This window comes from Streptomyces sp. NPDC058291 (assembly GCF_042880855.1).
Lineage (GTDB): Bacteria > Actinomycetota > Actinomycetes > Streptomycetales > Streptomycetaceae > Streptomyces.
The window spans coordinates 59,443-77,155 of sequence record NZ_JBHVYK010000006.1; the positions used below are offsets into that span (position 1 = coordinate 59,443).

The 17,713-nt window shown below is 68.9% G+C and carries 17 protein-coding genes and 1 tRNA gene; 9 read left to right on the forward strand and 9 right to left on the reverse strand.

The annotated features are described in order from the left end of the window. Positions 1–218 precede the first annotated feature (218 nt). Positions 219–291: transfer RNA gene (locus tag ACFVYK_RS04790), tRNA-Ala, on the forward strand. A gap of 116 nt (positions 292–407) precedes the next feature. Here ACFVYK_RS04790 and ACFVYK_RS04795 read toward each other — a convergent pair. Further along, positions 408–1,112 (reverse strand): DUF5324 family protein, encoded by a 705-nt coding sequence (locus ACFVYK_RS04795; protein WP_389768475.1) that lies wholly within the window; start codon positions 1,110–1,112, stop codon positions 408–410. Between the two features lie 342 nt (positions 1,113–1,454). On the opposite strand from ACFVYK_RS04795, the gene ACFVYK_RS04800 reads away from it, so the two are divergent. Together ACFVYK_RS04800 and ACFVYK_RS04805 are read left to right on the forward strand one after the other, a co-directional pair. After that, positions 1,455–1,988, forward strand: coding sequence for a peptidylprolyl isomerase (locus ACFVYK_RS04800; protein ID WP_389768477.1), 534 nt, complete (start codon positions 1,455–1,457; stop codon positions 1,986–1,988). Positions 1,989–2,126: 138 nt separating this feature from the next. Then, entirely contained in the window at positions 2,127–3,026 is a 900-nt protein-coding gene (locus tag ACFVYK_RS04805; protein WP_389768480.1) for a rhomboid family intramembrane serine protease, read from the forward strand. Positions 3,027–3,276: 250 nt separating this feature from the next. On the opposite strand, the gene crgA is transcribed toward ACFVYK_RS04805, so the two are convergent. Further along, a complete protein-coding gene (gene crgA / locus ACFVYK_RS04810; protein WP_314224803.1) occupies positions 3,277–3,531 on the reverse strand; it encodes a cell division protein CrgA in 255 nt (84 codons plus the stop codon). Between the two features lie 140 nt (positions 3,532–3,671). On the opposite strand from crgA, the gene ACFVYK_RS04815 reads away from it, so the two are divergent. From ACFVYK_RS04815 to ACFVYK_RS04840, 6 genes are read left to right on the forward strand one after another with little or no spacing between them, the layout of a single operon-like run. Further along, positions 3,672–4,508: a DUF881 domain-containing protein gene (locus ACFVYK_RS04815; protein WP_389768483.1), complete on the forward strand. Its 837-nt coding sequence runs from the start codon at positions 3,672–3,674 to the stop codon at positions 4,506–4,508. 33 nt (positions 4,509–4,541) lie between these two features. Further along, entirely contained in the window at positions 4,542–5,243 is a 702-nt protein-coding gene (locus ACFVYK_RS04820; protein ID WP_389768675.1) for a class E sortase, read from the forward strand. Between the two features lie 16 nt (positions 5,244–5,259). Next, entirely contained in the window at positions 5,260–5,457 is a 198-nt protein-coding gene (locus ACFVYK_RS04825) for a hypothetical protein (protein ID WP_389768685.1), read from the forward strand. Continuing rightward, complete coding sequence (locus ACFVYK_RS04830; protein WP_389768486.1) at positions 5,454–6,092, forward strand: aminodeoxychorismate/anthranilate synthase component II; 639 nt, start codon at positions 5,454–5,456, stop codon at positions 6,090–6,092. The genes ACFVYK_RS04825 and ACFVYK_RS04830 overlap by 4 nt, the downstream gene beginning before the upstream one ends. Then, entirely contained in the window at positions 6,089–7,210 is a 1,122-nt protein-coding gene (locus tag ACFVYK_RS04835; protein WP_389768488.1) for a class E sortase, read from the forward strand. Before ACFVYK_RS04830 ends, ACFVYK_RS04835 begins: the two co-directional genes overlap by 4 nt. Positions 7,211–7,243: 33 nt before the next feature. Beyond that, positions 7,244–8,026, forward strand: coding sequence for a class E sortase (locus tag ACFVYK_RS04840; RefSeq protein WP_389768491.1), 783 nt, complete (start codon positions 7,244–7,246; stop codon positions 8,024–8,026). A gap of 126 nt (positions 8,027–8,152) precedes the next feature. Here the strand turns inward: ACFVYK_RS04840 and ACFVYK_RS04845 are convergent, their stop codons facing one another. The 7 genes from ACFVYK_RS04845 to ACFVYK_RS04875 form a co-directional block, all read right to left on the reverse strand. After that, complete coding sequence (locus ACFVYK_RS04845) at positions 8,153–9,202, reverse strand: restriction endonuclease (RefSeq protein WP_389768494.1); 1,050 nt, start codon at positions 9,200–9,202, stop codon at positions 8,153–8,155. Positions 9,203–9,403: 201 nt separating this feature from the next. Further along, positions 9,404–11,392, reverse strand: coding sequence for a Stk1 family PASTA domain-containing Ser/Thr kinase (pknB, locus tag ACFVYK_RS04850; protein ID WP_389768497.1), 1,989 nt, complete (start codon positions 11,390–11,392; stop codon positions 9,404–9,406). A 169-nt stretch (positions 11,393–11,561) separates the two neighbouring features. Continuing rightward, positions 11,562–13,031: a peptidoglycan D,D-transpeptidase FtsI family protein gene (locus ACFVYK_RS04855; protein ID WP_389768500.1), complete on the reverse strand. Its 1,470-nt coding sequence runs from the start codon at positions 13,029–13,031 to the stop codon at positions 11,562–11,564. Next, the gene (locus ACFVYK_RS04860; RefSeq protein WP_389768502.1) at positions 13,028–14,470 is read right to left on the reverse strand and encodes an FtsW/RodA/SpoVE family cell cycle protein; all 1,443 of its coding nucleotides are present in this window, start codon (positions 14,468–14,470) and stop codon (positions 13,028–13,030) included. The genes ACFVYK_RS04855 and ACFVYK_RS04860 overlap by 4 nt, the downstream gene beginning before the upstream one ends. Before the next feature lie 27 nt (positions 14,471–14,497). Next, positions 14,498–16,033: a Stp1/IreP family PP2C-type Ser/Thr phosphatase gene (locus tag ACFVYK_RS04865; protein ID WP_389768505.1), complete on the reverse strand. Its 1,536-nt coding sequence runs from the start codon at positions 16,031–16,033 to the stop codon at positions 14,498–14,500. 140 nt (positions 16,034–16,173) lie between these two features. After that, a complete protein-coding gene (locus tag ACFVYK_RS04870; RefSeq protein ID WP_189923610.1) occupies positions 16,174–16,689 on the reverse strand; it encodes an FHA domain-containing protein in 516 nt (171 codons plus the stop codon). Positions 16,690–16,699: 10 nt separating this feature from the next. Next, the gene (locus ACFVYK_RS04875; protein WP_389768508.1) at positions 16,700–17,581 is read right to left on the reverse strand and encodes an FhaA domain-containing protein; all 882 of its coding nucleotides are present in this window, start codon (positions 17,579–17,581) and stop codon (positions 16,700–16,702) included. Positions 17,582–17,713 lie beyond the last annotated feature (132 nt).

Below are 17,713 nucleotides of genomic sequence, written 5' to 3' on the forward strand. Positions count from 1 at the left end.
GCGCTCTCGGGGTCGATTCCTGATGTGGGGCTTCATTTGCTTCACCCAATCGCTTCCCCACAACCGGGTTTCCCTGTACCCAACCGCGTTTCTGCATCTTACGGAGAGTGGTCATCCGCGGGGACCCCCCATCTTTTTGCGAGATACCCCCGGTGACCCGGTACTCTGGTCAGCGGCGCCCGCCGGTACGAGGTCCACACCGGCCGGACGTGCTTTGAGGGGCCTTAGCTCAGTTGGTAGAGCGCTGTCTTTGCATGGCAGATGTCAGGGGTTCGACTCCCCTAGGCTCCACCCCAAGAAGACCCCTCCTACCTGCGTATTCGCAGGTAGGAGGGGTCTTCGGTGTGACAGGCGGCGGTGTCCGCGAGCCGCTTCGCCGACCGCGCCGCGTACCCGGCGGCGGCCGCTCAGCTGCGGTCGTCGCGACGCGCGGCCTCCTCCGCGGCCTGCTTGGCCTCCACCTCGGGGTCCAGGACGGCAGGCTCGTCGCTGCCGTCCACAGTGGTCAGGCCACCCGACGCGGGGACCTCCGTGGCCGCGGGCGGCTCGACGAGCCAGTCCGGGTTGGCCTGCTTGTCCCACCACTTCCAGGCCGCGAAAGCGCCGCCGGCCACCACGCCGAGCACGGCGACGGCCTTGGCGACCTTGCCCGCCTTGGCCCGGCGGCGGTGCTTGCGCACCAGCTTCTCGATCTCCTTCGGCGTCACCTGACCGCGCAGAGCGGCCAGCGCGGCGGCGCCACGAGCGGCGGCCTCGTCCTTCACGGGCCCGGCCGCGGCGACCGCCTGTTCGATCCGCGGTCGGGAGTATTCGGCGGCCTGCCGGGCAGCCAGGCGGGTACGGGCAGCCGCTTCCTGTGCGGCCAGGTCGACCTTCGGCGGGACGTGCGTCTTCGCTTGCTCCAGGCGCGGGGCGACGTGGGCGTCATACTGCACGCGGGCCTGTTCGGCGGCCTGCGACACCTTGGGCGCGAGCCGTACACGAGCCTCATGCGCATAAAGCGCGGCCCGCTCCTTGGCCGTGTCGGCGTAGGGCGCCACCACTTCCGCGGCGTGCAGCACGCTGTCCTTCGCCGAGCCGGTCGCGGCGCGCACGCTGTCGATGCGGGTCACGTGTTCCTCCTCCTCGGTGGCGTACGGTATTTCGACTTTCCACCCTTTTACGGATCATGCATGCCGACGGTGTTCTCGGCATGTGTGGCCGGGCATCCGGGTGCCGATCACATGCGATAGCGGATGTATTCCGGCCAGACTCACGGCAACGGCGTCAGAGGGTCCGACAGGGCGACAAACCCGACGATGCCACGGATCGGTCGCGCCCGCTCCCGTCCTGGGCGACTTGGACGCGATTCCCCACCCGATCCGTCGGTTCCGGTCCCGGAACGAGCCGTCCGGCGTCGCCCGCCCGCGAGCGTGCGAGGATCGGGACGTCACAGGAACAACGGAAGGCAGACCGTGGCCGAGCAGCTGCACGCCACCCTCAACACCAACCACGGCGACATCGACATCCGGCTCTTCCCGGACCACGCCCCGAAGACGGTCAGGAACTTCGTCGAACTCGCCACCGGTGAGCGGGAGTGGGTCAACCCGGAGACGGGCGCGAAGTCCACGGACAAGCTGTACGACGGCACCGTCTTCCACCGGGTGATCAGCGGATTCATGATCCAGGGCGGCGACCCGCTCGGCAACGGCACCGGCGGCCCCGGCTACCAGTTCGAGGACGAGTTCCACCCGGACCTGCGCTTCGACCGGCCCTACCTGCTGGCCATGGCCAACGCCGGTCCCGGCACCAACGGCTCCCAGTTCTTCGTCACCGTCTCCCCCACGGCCTGGCTGACCCGAAAGCACACCATCTTCGGCGAGGTCACCGACGCGGCGAGCCAGAAGGTCGTGGACGCCATCGCCGCCACCCGGACCAACCCGCGCACCGACCGCCCGCTGACGGACGTCGTCATCGAGTCGGTCGTCGTCGAGACCCGCAAGGGCTGACCGAGGCCGAGTCGGGGACGACACTCCCCCGGGAACCATGCGCCCTGCTCGTCCGTAAGGATGGGCAGGGCGGTTCCTTTCGGTTCCTCTGCGACCGAGCCGACTCGCACGACTCACTCGCTCACTTGGGAGAGCCCCATGGACCAGGCGCCCGGCAGCCGGCAGGACGACGCCCACAACGGGCTGCCCGTCTGCTACCGGCACCCCGACCGGGAGACCGGCATCCGCTGCACCCGCTGCGAACGCCCGATCTGCCCCGAATGCATGGTCAGCGCCTCCGTCGGCTTCCAGTGCCCCACCTGCGTCCGCGAAGGATCCGGCACCGGCCACGCGCCCGACGCCGCGCTGCCCCGCACGATCGCGGGCGGCGCCGTCGCCGCCGATCCCCATCGGGTCACCAAGATCCTGGTCGGCCTCAACCTCGCGCTGTTCCTGGTCCAGCAGGCGGTCGGCGACAGCTTCACCGACCGTTTCGACCTGATCGGCCGCGCGTTCGTGCCGGCCCTCGGGTACGGGGAGCTGCAGGGCGTGGCCGAGGGGCAGTGGTACCGGCTGGCGACCTCGATGTTCCTGCACCTCAGCTACATCCACATCCTGTCCAACATGCTCAGCCTGTGGTGGATCGGCGGCCCGCTCGAAGCGGCGCTCGGCCGGGCCCGCTACCTCGCGCTGTACCTGGTGTCCGGACTGGCGGGCAGCGCGCTCACCTATCTCATCGCCGCGCCCAACGAGCCGTCGCTCGGCGCCTCCGGAGCCATCTTCGGCCTCTTCGGCGCGCTCGCCGTGCTGGTGCGCAGGCAGCGCTACGACATGCGGCCGATCATCGCCCTGCTGGTGATCAACCTGGTCATCACCTTCGGGTGGAACGGCATCTCCTGGCAGGCCCACATCGGCGGTCTGGTCGCCGGGGTCGTGATCGGCTCCGCCATGATCCACGCCCCGTGTGAGCGCCGTGCCCTCATCCAGTACGGGACCTGCGCGCTGATGCTGGCGGTCGTCGTGATCGTGACGCTCCTGAGGACTGCGCAGCTCACTTGAGCGCTTTGTTTTCCACAGTGTGTGGCGAATCTTGTGCACAACGTGCGGGAACAACTGTGCCCCCTGGTGCTGACCGATGTTCGTGCAGGTCAGACAGGGGGCGAACAGTCATTCGAGTGAGGGTGGCAGCCGGTAGTTCCGTCACACCGGCGTCAACCTCACGATGAGTTATCCACAGATCGTCTTTCTTTTCCCCATGTGGAAAACCTGTGGATAACTCAGTGGACAGCCTTGGGTGGAGCTGGTCGCGCTACTTCCACTGGGTGGAGACGCCGAAGCCGGCGGCGATGAAGCCGAAGCCCACGACGATGTTCCAGTTGTCCAGCTTGTCGATGGGCAGCGAGCCGTCGGTGACGTAGAAGACCACGATCCAGGCCAGTCCGACGAGGAACATGGCCAGCATCACGGGCGCGACCCAGGCACGGCTGTTCAGCTTGATCGCGGTCGCCTGCTTCGCCGGAGGCGGCGTGTAGTCGGCCTTCTTGCGGATACGTGACTTCGGCACGAGGGTCTCTCCTGTCGATGCGCTGCGTGACCGCGCAGGTGCTGGGTCGGGCTCGGGGGCTGCGTACCAGGGGACTGAGGGGCTCCCCCGGGCGTCCGTTAGCGTAGTGCTTCTACGGCGCTGAAGGAGATAAGGGTACGTTGAGCAATTCTGCCGACTCTCCCCGGACGGGATCAACGGGTTCCACCCCGGATCCCACGCCCGTTTCCCCTGCCGGTCCCTCCCCCGCCCCGTCGGCCGACCGCCGGGGCGGCTTCCGGCCCGTGCGTGTGCTTACCGTGGGCGTCTTCGCCCTCGCCGGACTGCTCTTCTTCACCAGCTTCAACACCGCCAAGGGCACCAACATCCGCACGGACGCCTCCCTGCTGAAACTGTCCGACCTCATCCAGGAGCGCAGCCAGAAGAACGGCGAGCTGGACGAGGCGAACGGCGCCCTGCGCGACGACGTGGAGTCGCTCGCCGAAGCCGACGACGGCAGCACGAAGGCCCAGGACGACCGGCTCGCCGGGCTGGAGAGGAACGCGGGCACGCAGAAGGTCAAGGGCGAGGCGATCACCGTCACCCTCAACGACGCTCCGCCGAACGCCACCGCCAAGCTGCCGGGCTACCCGGAGCCGCAACCCGACTACCTGGTCATCCACCAGCAGGACCTGCAGGCCGTGGTGAACGCGCTCTGGCAGGGCGGCGCTCGGGGCATCAAGGTCATGGACCAGCGGCTGATCTCCACCAGCGCGGTCCGCTGCGTCGGCAACACCCTGATCCTCCAGGGCCGCGTCTACTCGCCGCCGTACAAGATCCAGGCGGTCGGCGACCCGCAGAAGCTGCAGCAGGCGCTCGCGGAATCCGCGTCGATCCAGAACTACATGGTCTACGTGAACGTGTACGGCCTCGGCTGGAAAGTCACCGAGGACGGGGCGGTGACTCTGCCGGGCTACTCGGGCACAGTGGATCTGCACTACGCCAAGCCTGTGGAGTAGTCGAGCGACCGTCGCCGGGGGGCGCCTGTGTCGGTGCGGGTGATCGTCAGGACGTTCAGCGAGCTGTGCGTCACCGTCGGAGCCGTCATCGTCCTGTTCGTCGTCTACGTACTGTTCTGGACCGGTGTGCGGGCCGACCGGGCCATGGACGACCAGATCGACGCCCTGCACGACCAGTGGGCCCATCAGACTCCGCGAGCCGCTCCGAGGGCGGGCTCCGGCGGCGGGGCCGGGGCCGGGACGGTCGCCCGGGCGGCGCCGTACCGGAGCGGCAGGCCTTTCGCGGTCATGTACATCCCGCGGCTTGGTTTCACGTGGAACAAGCCGGTGCTGGAGGGCACGGCGACCGGCACCCTGAAGAAGGGGCTGGGGCACTACGGCGGGACGGCCCGGCTCGGGCAGACGGGGAACTTCTCCGTCGCGGGCCACCGCCGTACCTACGGCGACTCCTTCAAGGACTTTCCCGAGCTCAGGCGGGGGGACGCGGTGGTGCTGACGGACGGGACGACGTGGTTCACCTATCGGATCGACCAAGGGCCGTACAAAACCGTGCCCTCGGACGTCGAGGTGATCGACGCTGTGCCACGTAAGTCGGGGTATACGCGTCCGGGCCGGTACCTGACGTTGACCACGTGCGATCCGGAATGGGGGCACAGTCACCGGCTGATCGTCTGGGCGCATCTGGACTCCACACAGCCTGTGGCGGCAGGCGAACCGAAGGCCCTGCGCCGTTAGTCTGGTGGCGTACGGCGTGAGTCAGGTGCCGTGGTGCGACGGAAGGGACGGCATGTACGGCTGGATCTGGCGGCATCTGCCGGGAAACGCGTGGGTGAAGGCGCTGATCTCGATCATGCTGATCGTGGCCGTGGTGTACGCGCTCTTCCAGTACGTCTTCCCTTGGGCCGAACCGCTGCTTCCCTTCAACGATGTGACGGTGGACAACCAGTGAGCGCGCGCATTCTCGTCGTCGACAACTACGACAGCTTCGTCTTCAACCTGGTTCAGTACCTGTACCAGCTGGGCGCCGAGTGCGAGGTCCTGCGCAACGACGAGGTCTCCACGGCCCATGCCCAGGACGGTTTCGACGGTGTCCTGCTGTCCCCCGGGCCGGGCACTCCCGAGGAGGCCGGGGTCTGCGTGGAGATGGTCCGTCACTGCGCGGCCACCGGGGTGCCCGTCTTCGGCGTGTGCCTGGGCATGCAGTCGATGCAGGTGGCGTACGGCGGGGTGGTGGACCGGGCGCCGGAGCTGCTGCACGGCAAGACCTCGCCGGTGGAGCATGAGGGCAGGGGCGTCTTCGCGGGTCTGCCCAGCCCTTTCACCGCGACCCGCTACCACTCGCTGGCCGCCGAGCCGCGGACGGTGCCGGCCGAGCTCGAGGTGACCGCCCGTACGCACGACGGGATCATCATGGGTCTGCGTCATCGTGAACTGCCCGTCGAGGGCGTCCAGTTCCATCCGGAGTCGGTGCTGACGGAGCACGGTCACCGGATGCTGGCCAACTGGCTGGCGGAGTGCGGCGACCAGGGCGCGGTGGCGAGGTCGGCGGGGCTCGCCCCGGTGGTGGGCAGGGCCACGGCGTGACCGCGTTGCGCCCCGAGCGTGAGGACTCGTACGGCGCGGTGCCGTACGAGTCCTTCGGCGGTGACTCCTACGGGGGCGGCGGAGCCGTCGGCGGGACGGGGCCGGGGCCTGGGTCTGGCTCCGGGGCGGGAGCCGATTCCTACGCGGGGGAGCGGTACGGGCCGCCGGCCGACGACGAGACGGTGGCGCTGCGGATGCCGCCCGCCTCGGCGTTCGGTAGCGGCCCCATAGCCGCCTCTGGGGCCTCGGGGGCCGCTCCGGCCCCTGGAGCCCCTGGAACCCCGGCGGGTGGGCGTGCGGCCCGCCGGAAGGCCGCCAAGGGCCGTCATGGGCGTCATGGCGGCCAGGGTGAGGCCGCCGAGTCGATGGGCGGGCCCGATGTGCCGTCCGGGGGTGAGCGGCCCCTGTCGAGGGTGGAGGCCCGGCGCCGGCAGCGGGCCCGCAAGCCGAGCGCGGCGGTCGTCGCCAGTCGGGCGGTCGGCGAGGTGTTCATCACCACGGGTGTGCTGATGCTGCTGTTCGTCACGTACCAGTTGTGGTGGACGAACGTGCGAGCCCACGCGCAGGCGGACAAGGAGGCCAGCAGCCTCCAGGACGACTGGGCCAGTGGGAAGGGCGCCCCCGGGGTGTTCTCGCCGGGTCAGGGCTTCGCCATCCTGCACATTCCCAAGCTGGACGTGGTGGTTCCGATCGCCGAGGGCGTCAGCAACAAGAAGGTGCTCGACAAGGGGATGGTGGGCCATTACGGCGAGGGTGCGCTGACGACGGCGATGCCGGAGGCGAAGACCGGCAACTTCGGGCTCGCGGGCCACCGCAACACGCACGGCGAGCCGTTCCGGTACATCAACCGGTTGCAGGCGGGCGACGACGTCGTCGTCGAGACGCAGGACGAGTACTTCGTCTACAAGATGACGTCCTCGCTGCCGGTGACCGCGCCGAGCAACACCAGCGTGCTCGATCCGGTCCCGCCGGGCTCCGGGTTCACCGGTCCGGGGCGGTACATCACGCTCACCACGTGCACCCCGGAGTTCACCAGCAAGTACCGCTTGATCGTCTGGGGCAAGATGGTCGAGGAACGGCCGCGCAGCAAGGGCAAGCCGGACGCGCTCGTCGAGTAGGCGCGCGGACCGGGAGGCATGCCTTCGGCGGGCATGCAGGCGACTAGGGGCAGATGGAACGTGGCAGCGACCACCGGCGACACCGATCACGACGAACACGCGCGCGTGGACGCGCCCCCGCGCGAGCCGCGGCGCCGGGGAGGCGGCCGGATCGCCTTCGCCGTCAGCGTGTTCGGCGAACTCCTCATCACGGCGGGCCTGGTGCTGGGTCTGTTCGTCGTCTACTCCCTGTGGTGGACCAACGTCGTCGCCGACCGGCACGCGCACCGGCAGGCGGACAAGGTGCGTGACGACTGGGCCCGGCAGGACAGCGGTCCCGGAGCGCTGGACACCAAGGAGGGCATCGGCTTCCTGCACGTGCCCGCGATGAAGAACGGTGAGGTGCTGGTCGAGGAGGGCACCTCGTCGGAGATCCTCAACGAGGGCGTCGCCGGTTACTACACCGACCCCGTCAAGTCGGCCCTGCCGATGACCGGCAAGGCGGGCAATTTCGCGCTTGCCGCGCACCGCGACGGCCATGGCGCGAAGTTCCACAACATCGACAAGCTGGAGAAGGGCGACCCGGTCGTCTTCGAGACGAAGGACGACTGGTACGTCTACAAGGTGTTCGCGGTCCTGCCGGAGACCTCGAAGTACAACGTGGAGGTGCTGGGCCGGATCCCGAAGGAGTCGGGCAGGACGAAGGCCGGCCACTACATCACCCTGACGACGTGTACGCCGGTGTACACGAGCCGCTACCGGTACGTGGTGTGGGGCGAGCTGGTCCGCGTGGACAAGGTGGACGCGGACCGTACGCCGCCGAAGGAACTGGGCTGAGCGACCGGTCCTCCTTCCGGGAGGCCGGTCGCCCAGCACGCCGAAGGCCCGAAGCCGCACCCTTCTTCCGCGGCTTCGGGCCTTTCTGTCTGGTGTCCGATGTGTCCGGTCTGTCCAGTGTCCGGGTCATTCGAGGACCGGCAGGGGCGCTCCGGCGCTCCACTCCTCCAGGAGCCCGCGGTGCACGGCGGTGATGCCGGTCTCGGCGGCGATGTTGAGGGCGTCACGGGTGAAGGGGCAGGTCGCCACGTAGAGGGCCACTTCGGAGTCGTGCAGGACCTTGGCGGCTCCGACGAACTTCTGGAGTTCGGGGCTGGTGATGGAGGTATGGGGCGCGAACCTCTTGCACTGGACGACGAGGCGTCGCCCGTGGGGCGTGAGGGCGGTGATGTCGATGCCGCGGTCCCTGCCGCCGCCCTGGACGACGACCTCGGTGCAGCCGTCGCGGCGCAGCAGTGCGGCGATGTGCTCCTCGAACTCGCGTCCGTTCATGGCGTCCATGGAAGCCATGACTCCGGCGAGGGGCCGCCCTTCGCGCGGGGCTTCCAGCCGCTGAAGCCGGGCGTGGTGCTGCCGGAGCCGCTGCTCGATCCGCTGGACGCCCACCCGCAGAGCGATCAGTTCCCGTCGATGCTCGCCCGACGTTTCGATCAGGGCGTTGAACATGGGTACGACGGTCGTGCCGAGGACGTGGGTGATGCGCTGGTCGATGCGGTCGTCCAGGGACATGGGGGCCGGGGGGCCTGGGTTGTCCACAGGTTGCGTCCGCGCCCGGTACTCCATGTCGAGAAGGTAGGTGCGCACCCGGCGGGCGACTTCGCTGTCCCGGAGCAGCATGGCCACGTTGAGGACCGCGCGACGGGAGTACAGAGTGAGGCTGGACCGAGGCTGTGGATAACCGCCCGGATGGCGTGACAGGACGTCACGCTTAAATCCTTCGAGGTCAGGGCCTCGCAGAGTGAGCATGCCGTTGCCGGCCAGCTCCTCGTGGTGTCGTACCTTGAGCTGGCGGACGGCTTCAGCGGTGACGCCGAAGTACGCCGCCACCATCGCCGTGGTCACGTGCATGCCGTCCGGGAGCAGTGACAGTGCTTTCACCCTGTCGAGCACGTCGGTGCGTTCGAGCACGCCGTCGCGCAGGGTCCTGGATTCCAGCAGTGCGGTTTCGCTGATCACGTCTGCCCCTCTGTCGGTGGTCGGGTTGTGTGGCCGGGGCAGAGCTGTGCGATGACACCCCACCCCCAATCGATCAACGAGTCGGCAGATATGAAGACACGATCGTTCGTGGGTGCCGGCGTGGTCCGGGTCTGGTGATGCAAGAGGGCGGGCCCCGCCGGAGACGTCCGGCGGGGCCCGTGTTTCTTCGTCGGGGTGCGGCTAGCCGCCGCCTCCGCCGAAGAATCCGCCTCCGTTGTTGCCTCCGTTGTTGCCGTTGTCGTTGCCGTTCTTGATGGCGATCAGGTTGACGGTCTGGCCCTTGTTGACCGTGCTGCCGGGGGCCGGGTCCGAACTGATGACCTGGGCGTCGTCGTCCTGGGAGCCGGCGATGCTGCCGACGTTCAGGCCTGCGTCCTGCAGGGCCTTCTTGGCGTCCTTGACGGACATGCCCTGGAGGTTGCCCGGGACCTGTACCTGCTGGGGCTGGCTGCTCTTGCCGATCTGGATCTGGACCGTGGAGCCCTTGTCGGCCTGGGAACCCTTGGACGGGACGGTCTGGATCACCTTGTCGACCTGGTTCTGGTCCTGGGTGTCGACGTCTACGCAGTTGCCCTTGAGGTTGTTCTGCTCCATCTGGGCCTTCGCCTCGTCACAGCTCTTGTTCGAGACGTCGGGGACGGTCGCCTTCTCCTCGGGCTTGGCGATGGTGAGGGTGATGGTGGTGCCCTTCTCCACCTCTTCGCCGAGCTTCGGGTCCTGGTCCAGGACGGTGCCCTCCTGCTCGGTGGACACCTCCTTCTTCGTCTCGACGACGAACTGGTACTTGTCGCTCTCCAGGGTCGTCTTCGCCTCGTCCAGGCTCTTGCCGAGGACACTCGGCACGGCCACCTTGGGCGCCCCCGTCGACACGACGAGGCTGACGGTGTCGCCCTTGTTGACGTCCTTGCCCGCCGCCGGGTTCTGCGAGCAGATGCTGCCCTTGGGCTGGTTCGCGCAGGGGCTCTCGGTGGTCTTCACCGTGAGTTCGACGTTGGTGGCCATGGTCTTGGCCTGGGCCAGCGTCTGGCCGACGAAGTTCGGAGCGGCGATGGGCTTGTCCGTGGGGTCGCCGGTGAACACCCACTTGCCGATCAGGATCGCGCCGACGAGTACCAGGACCGCGGCGAGGATCAGCAGGATCGTGGAGGTGTTCGACTTCTTCTGGCGGCGCCGGTCGGGGCGGTCGTCGTAGCCGTAGCCGCCGTCGTCCGGGTTCATGGGCGGCAGCATCGACGTGGCGCCGGCGTCCGCGCGCATGGCGGTGGTCGCCTGGTCGTCGCCGTAGCCGCCGTAGCCGACCGAGCCCATCGCCGCCGTGGCCGCGACCGGCTGGCCGTCGAGGCAGGCCTCGATGTCCAGGCGCATCTCGTCGGCCGACTGGTAGCGGTAGTTCGGGTCCTTGACCAGCGCCTTGAGGACGATCGCGTCCATCTCGGGGGTGATCTCGGGGTCGAAGACGCTCGGCGGCTGGGGTTCCTCGCGGACGTGCTGGTAGGCCACTGCGACCGGGGAGTCCCCGACGAACGGCGGTCGGACCGTCAGCAGCTCGTACAGCAGGCAGCCGGTCGAGTACAGGTCGGAGCGGGCGTCGACCTGCTCGCCCTTGGCCTGCTCCGGGGAGAGGTACTGGGCGGTGCCGATGACCGCGGACGTCTGTGTCATCGTCATGCCGGAGTCGCCCATGGCGCGGGCGATGCCGAAGTCCATGACCTTGACCTGGCCGTTGCGCGTCAGCATGACGTTCGCGGGCTTGATGTCGCGGTGGACGATGCCGGCTCTGTGCGAGTACTCCAGGGCCTGAAGGATGCCGATGGTCATCTCCAGGGTCCGCTCCGGCAGCAGTTTGCGGCCGGAGTGGAGCAGTTCGCGGAGCGTGGAGCCGTCGACGTACTCCATGACGATGTACGGGATCGAGACCCCGTCGATGTAGTCCTCGCCGGTGTCGTAGACCGCGACGATCGCGGGGTGGTTGAGCGAGGCGGCCGACTGGGCCTCCCGGCGGAACCGGGCCTGGAAGGAAGGGTCGCGCGCGAGGTCCGCGCGCAGCGTCTTCACCGCCACGGTGCGGCCGAGGCGGGTGTCATGCGCGAAGTAGACCTCGGCCATGCCACCACGGCCGAGCACGTGGCCCAGCTCGTACCGGCCGCCGAGGCGACGCGGCTCTTCCATAGCTACTTACCAGCCCTCTCCGTCGGTCCCGACCGGCACACGTGTGCGGTCGGAGGCTGCCGTCCGGGCATACCGTACCCGGACGGCGCTGTGTGACCTGGCCAAGCCCGTCACCCGATACGAGACCGGTATCGCAACGTGCACCGATGTGTAGGCGACGTGATGGGGGTCACTTCTTGCTGCCGATGACTGCCTTCATCACGTCCCTTGCGATCGGGCCGGCGAGACCGCCGCCGGTGATGTCGCCGCGGTCGGCCGCGCCGTCCTCGACGACGACGGCGACGGCCACCGGGGCGCTGCCGTCGGACAGCTTCGCGTACGAGATGAACCAGGCGTACGGCTTCTCTTTGTTGTTCAGGCCGTGCTGGGCGGTGCCGGTCTTGCCGCCGACCTTGACGCCGTCGATCCTGGCTTTGCCGCCGGTGCCCTGGTCGTCGTTGACGACCGTCTCCATCATCTCCTGGAGGGCCTGTGCGGTTTTGGACGAGACGGCCTGGGACAGCTGCTGGGGCTGTGTCGTCTCCAGGGTGTCCAGGTTGGGGGCCTTGAGCTGGTCGACCATGTACGGCTTCATCAGCTTGCCGTCGTTGGCGACCGCCGAGGCCACCATGGCCATCTGGAGCGGGGTGGCGCGGTTGGAGCCCTGGCCGATGCCGTCCAGCGAGTTCTGTGGCCGGTTGTCCTCGGGGAAGACCGACTCGGCGGCGCGCACCGGGGTGTCCAGCTTGGCCTCGTTGAAGCCGAACTTCTTCGCCTGCTGGATCATTTTCGCGTTGCCGACGTTGTCGGCCATCTTCGCGAAGACGGTGTTGCAGGACACCATGAGCGCGTAGCGCAGGGTGGCGTTCTCGCAGGCGCCGTGCTCGTTGGTGAGCTTGCTGGTGGACAGCGGCAGCGGGAACGGGTCCGGGGTGTCCGTCTTCGTGTCGACGCCGGGGACCTCGCCGTTCTCCAGCGCGGCCGCGGCGGTGACGACCTTGAACGTGGAGCCCGGGGGGTAGGTCTCGCGCAGCGCGCGGTTGAGCATCGGGTCGTCGGGGTCGTTCTTCTTCTGGACCTTGCCCCACGCCTCGGCGTCCGCGTTGGACGATCCGGCGAACTTCGACGGGTCGTAGGACGGCGTGGAGACCAGCGCGAGGATCTTGCCGGTGGACGGCTCGATCGCGGCGACCGCGCCCTTCTTGCTGCCCAGGCCCTGGTAGGCGGCCTTCTGCGCGGCGGCGTTGAGGGTGGTGACGACGCTGCCGCCCTTCTTCTCCTTGCCCGTGATCATGTCCAGGGTGTTGCGGAAGAAGAACCGGTCGTCGTTGCCGCTGAGGATGCCGTCCTCGAGCCGCTCCAGCTGGGTGGCGCCGAAGGCCTGCGAGGAGTAGCCGGTGACCGGCGCCCACATGGCGCCGTTGGACCAGGTGCGCTTGTACTTGTAGTCGCCGGTGGTCTCGACCGAGCCCGTGATGGCCTTGCCGTCCACGATGATGTCGCCGCGCGGGGTGGCGTAGCGGGTGATGTTGACGCGGCGGTTCTTGGTGTCGCTGGCGAGGCTGTCGGCCTTGACGTACTGCAGGTAGTTGTCGCGCAGCAGCAGGGTGAGGACGAGGAGGCCGCAGAAGAGCGCGATCCGGCGCAGGGGCTTGTTCATGACGGGCGGACCACCTGGGTCATCTCGGCGTCGGGGTTGGAGGCGGGTGCGGGCGCCGGGCGGCGCGCGGTGTCGCTGATCCTGATCAGGATGCCGATCAGGGCCCAGTTGGCGATGACGGAGGAGCCGCCGTAGGCGAGGAAGGGCATCGTCATGCCGGTCAGCGGGATGAGGCCCATCACACCGCCGGCGACGACGAAGACCTGCAGGGCGAAGGCGCCGGAGAGACCGATCGCGAGGAGCTTGCCGAACGGGTCGCGGGCGGCGAGGGCGGTGCGCACGCCGCGTTCGACGATCAGGCCGTAGAGCAGCAGGAGCGCCATGATGCCGGCCAGTCCGAGTTCCTCGCCGAAGGTGGCGAGGATGAAGTCGGAGTTGGCGGCGAACCGGATCAGCTCGGAGTGGCCCTGGCCCCAGCCGGTGCCCAGTGTGCCGCCGGAGCCGAACGCCCACAGTGCCTGCATGGCCTGCTCGGAGTGGCCGCCGCCGACGCCCGCCTGGGAGAGCTTGTACTCCTTCAACGGGTCGAGCCAGGCCTGCACACGCTGCTGGACGTGGCTCTCGAACTGGGCCACGCCGACCGCGCCGACCGCCGACATCAGCAGGCCGAAGACGATCCAGCTGGTCCGCTCGGTGGCGACGTACAGCATGATGACGAACATTCCGAAGAACAGCAGCGAGGTGCCGAGGTCCGTCTCGAAGACCAGGATCAGGATCGAGATGAACCAGACCACGATGATCGGGCCGAGGTCGCGGCCGCGCGGCAGGTACAGGCCGAGGACGCGGCGGCTGGCCAGGGCGAGCGCGTCGCGTTTCACCATCAGGTAGCCGGCGAAGAAGATGGCCAGCACGATCTTGGCGAACTCACCGGGCTGGATGGAGAAACCGGCGACCGAGATCCAGATCTTGGCGCCGTAGATGTTCTGGCCGAGGCCCGGGACGAGCGGGAGCAGCAGCAGGAAGATCGCGCCGACCATGGAGATGTAGGTGTAGCGCTGCAGGACGCGGTGGTCCTTGAGGAAGATCAGCACCACGACGAACAGCGCGATGCCCAGCGCCGTGTAGAGCAGTTGGCGTGGCGCGGCCGTGCCGGCCTGTTTGATCTGCTGCAGCAGCTTGGACTGGTCGAGGCGCCAGATGGCGACGAGTCCGAGTCCGTTGAGCAGGGTGGCCACCGGCAGCAGCAGTGGGTCGGCGTACGGCGCGAATTTGCGCACGACGAGGTGGGCGACGCCGGCGAGCAGCCCGAGGCCGAGCCCGTAGCTCAGGAGGCCGGACGGCACCTGCTCGTTGATGGCCAGGCCCACGTTGGCGTAGGCGAACACCGGGATGACGACGGCGAACACCAGGAGCGCGAGCTCGGTGTTGCGTCGGCTCGGGGTGCCGATCGAGCCGATCGTGGACGTGTGGTGCGTCGGCGAGTTGGTAGTACTGCTCATCGTGTGACGGGGCCTCTCACGGCTTGCCTACTGCTCACCGCACCGCGAGACGACCTTCTGCTCCTCCTCCGAAAGGCTCGGGCCGGGGGTGGGAGTGGGGGTCGCGGGTACGGACGGGGACGCGGTTGCCGAGGGGCTCGGCGATGCCTTGGACGTGACGGAGACGGGGGTGGTTCCCGTGGTGGCGCCCGTCCGGCCCACACCGGTCTTCGAGCCGGTCTTGGAGCCGGTGGCTCCCGCGGTGGCGGAGCCGGCCTGCTTCTTGCAGGCGGAGGCCTGGACGGCCAGCTCGTCGACCTTCTTGCGGGCGGTGGACAGGTCGCCTTCGGCGATCGTGGCCTCCACCAGCTTGCGCTGGTACTCCGGCAGGTACTTGAGTTCGATCTCGGGGTGGTCCTTCTCCACCTTCGACAGCGACACCCACGCCAGGTCCTGGCTGATGCCCCGGTACAGGGCGACGTGCTCGTCCTTGGTGCCGACGTAGTACTGCGTCTGGGTCCAGCGGTAGCCGCCGTAGAGTCCGCCGGCGACGACCGCGAGTGCCAGGACGCCGTAGAAGGATCTCTTCAGCCACCTGCGGCCCTTGCGCGGCTTGACGAAGTCGTCGTCGGTGTAGTCGCCGAAGCCGTCGGTGGGGATGAAGCCGGTGATGTCGCCGCCGGAGCCGGGTGGGCCGAACTCGCCGCCCCCGCCGTGTCCCTGCTGCCTGCGGCCGAGACCCGAGGCGCGGCCGGCCGGGGTCTGCATGATGCCGTTGTCGTGCAGCTGGAGCTGGTTCTCGGCGACGGCGCCGACGACGACCGGGGTGTCGGACAGCTGCCCGGCGAGCGTGTCACCGGTGTCCAGGTCGAGGACGTCGGCGACGATCACGGTGATGTTGTCGGGGCCGCCGCCGCGCAGGGCGAGCTGGATGAGCTCCTGCACGGTCTCCTGGGGGCCCTGGTAGCTGGCGAGGGTGTCCTCGAGCGTCTGGTGGGAGACGACGCCGGACAGGCCGTCGGAGCAGATCAGATAGCGGTCGCCGGCCCGGACCTCACGGATCGACAGGTCCGGTTCGACGTGCTCGCCGCTGCCCAGCGCCCGCATCAGCAGGGAGCGTTGGGGGTGGGTGGTGGCTTCTTCCTCGGTGATGCGGCCCTCGTCGACCAGGCGCTGCACCCAGGTGTGGTCCTGGGTGATCTGGGTGAGGACGCCGTCGCGCAGCAGGTAGGCGCGCGAGTCGCCGACGTGCACGAGGCCGAGGCGCTGGCCCGTCCACAGCAGGGCGGTCAGGGTCGTCCCCATGCCTTCGAGCTGGGGGTCCTCCTCGACCAGGGCGCGCAGTTGGTCGTTGGCGCGCTGGACGGCGGTGCCGAGCGAGGTCAGGACGTCGGAGCCGGGGACGTCGTCGTCGAGGGCGACGATGGTGGAGATGGCCTCGGAGGAGGCGACCTCGCCGGCGGCGGCGCCGCCCATGCCGTCGGCGATGGCGAGCAGGCGCGGACCGGCGTAACCGGAGTCCTCGTTGCCCTCCCGGATCATGCCCTTGTGCGATCCGGCGGCGAAGCGCAGTGACAGACTCATGCGCACCTCGCCCGTCGGCCCCGGGTACAGCCGGTCGTGTCGAGCCACACTGCCCACCCTCCGGTCGGGAGCACACCGGGGCCCTGGGTGCCGGCCGCCGCCGCGTGCTCGCTCCGCTCGCGCTCACTCATGATGTAGCACTACTTCCGAAGCTCGATGACGGTCTTGCCGATACGGATCGGCGCGCCCAGCGGGATCGGTGTGGGAGTCGTCAGTCGCGATCGGTCGAGATAGGTGCCGTTCGTGGAGCCCAGGTCCTCGACGATCCACTGGCCGTCGCGGTCCGGGTAGATCCTGGCATGGCGGCTGGAGGCGTAGTCGTCGTCCAGCACGATGGTGCTGTCGTGCGCCCGGCCCAGAGTGATGGTCTGGCCCTGGAGTGCGACGGTCGTGCCGGTGAGGGTGCCCTCGGACACGACCAGTTTCGTCGGTGCGTTGCGGCGCGTGCGGCCGGCGGCGGCCGGCTGCTGGCGCTGTTGTGGAGGCGCCTGCTGGCGCTGTGCCTGCTGCGCCCGCCCGGCCTCCCGGCGCGCACCGCGCTGGGTGACGCGCGTACCGAAGAGGTCGCTGCGGATGACCTGCACGGCCACGATCACGAACAGCCACAGTACGGCCAGGAAACCCAGCCGCATGACCGTGAGGGTCAGCTCTGACATTGCCCCCGCTTCACCCTTCGGCTTGCCGGTAAATGATGGTGGTGCTGCCCACGACGATCCGCGAGCCGTCGCGGAGCGTAGCGCGGGTGGTGTGCTGCCCGTCCACCACGATGCCGTTGGTGGAGCCGAGATCCTGGATCGTCGAGGGCGAACCGGTCCGGATCTCGCAGTGCCGGCGGGAGACGCCGGGGTCGTCGATCCGCACGTCGGCCTCGGTGCTGCGGCCCAGCACGAGCGTCGCGCGGGAGATCTGGTGGCGGGTGCCGTTGATCTCGATCCAGTGGCGGGTGCGGGAGCCGGGCTGCGCAGCCCCGGCCAGTCCTGCGCCTGCCCCGCCGGGACGCGCGGTCCCTGCGGCGGGCGGGTAGCCGTAGCCGCCGGGACGGGCGCCGGGGGCGCCGGGCGGCGGGGCGGACGGCATGGGCGGGGCGGCTGCCCCGCCGGCGCCGGGATAGGCGGCGCCCGGCGCGCCGGGGCGCGGTCGGCCGCCGGCGGACGCGTCGTCCGTCTGGCTGGTGGAGGAGGCGAGCGTACGGCTGCGCACTCGGTAGAGGCCGGTGTCGAGGTCGTCGGCCTTCTCCAGGTTGACCTTGATCGGCCCCATGAAGGTGTAGCGCTGCTGCTTGGCGTAGTCGCGCACCATGCCGGCCAGTTCGTCGCCGAGCTGGCCGGAGTAGGGGCTGAGCCGCTCGTAGTCGGGCGTGCTCAGCTCCACGATGAAGTCGTTGGGGACGACCGTGCGATCGCGGTTCCAGATGGTGGCGTTGTTGTCGCACTCGCGCTGGAGCGCGCCGGCGATCTCCACGGGCTGGACCTCGGACTTGAACACCTTGGCGAAGGTGCCGTTGACCAGACCCTCGAGACGCTGCTCGAACTTCTTCAGGACTCCCATGGGGCACCTCCTCCGTAGTGGCTGCCGTCCCGAACCGTGCTGCTTACCTGGTACTGCTTACAGATCGTATCCACGCGCCGGTGAATCGGCTGGTTCCCCCTGTCGACCCCGTCGACGGGTGTCGACGCCCTC

Excerpts from the sequence above, each read along its gene's own strand:
- ACFVYK_RS04855 (WP_389768500.1), bottom strand. The coding sequence starts at position 13,031 with ATGAACAAGCCCCTGCGCCGGATCGCGCTCTTCTGCGGCCTCCTCGTC.
- ACFVYK_RS04865 (WP_389768505.1), bottom strand. The coding sequence starts at position 16,033 with ATGAGTCTGTCACTGCGCTTCGCCGCCGGATCGCACAAGGGCATGATC.
- ACFVYK_RS04860 (WP_389768502.1), bottom strand. The coding sequence starts at position 14,470 with ATGAGCAGTACTACCAACTCGCCGACGCACCACACGTCCACGATCGGC.
- pknB (WP_389768497.1), bottom strand. The coding sequence starts at position 11,392 with ATGGAAGAGCCGCGTCGCCTCGGCGGCCGGTACGAGCTGGGCCACGTG.
- ACFVYK_RS04870 (WP_189923610.1), bottom strand. The coding sequence starts at position 16,689 with ATGTCAGAGCTGACCCTCACGGTCATGCGGCTGGGTTTCCTGGCCGTA.
- ACFVYK_RS04875 (WP_389768508.1), bottom strand. The coding sequence starts at position 17,581 with ATGGGAGTCCTGAAGAAGTTCGAGCAGCGTCTCGAGGGTCTGGTCAAC.
- ACFVYK_RS04840 (WP_389768491.1), top strand. The coding sequence starts at position 7,244 with ATGCAGGCGACTAGGGGCAGATGGAACGTGGCAGCGACCACCGGCGAC.
- ACFVYK_RS04805 (WP_389768480.1), top strand. The coding sequence starts at position 2,127 with ATGGACCAGGCGCCCGGCAGCCGGCAGGACGACGCCCACAACGGGCTG.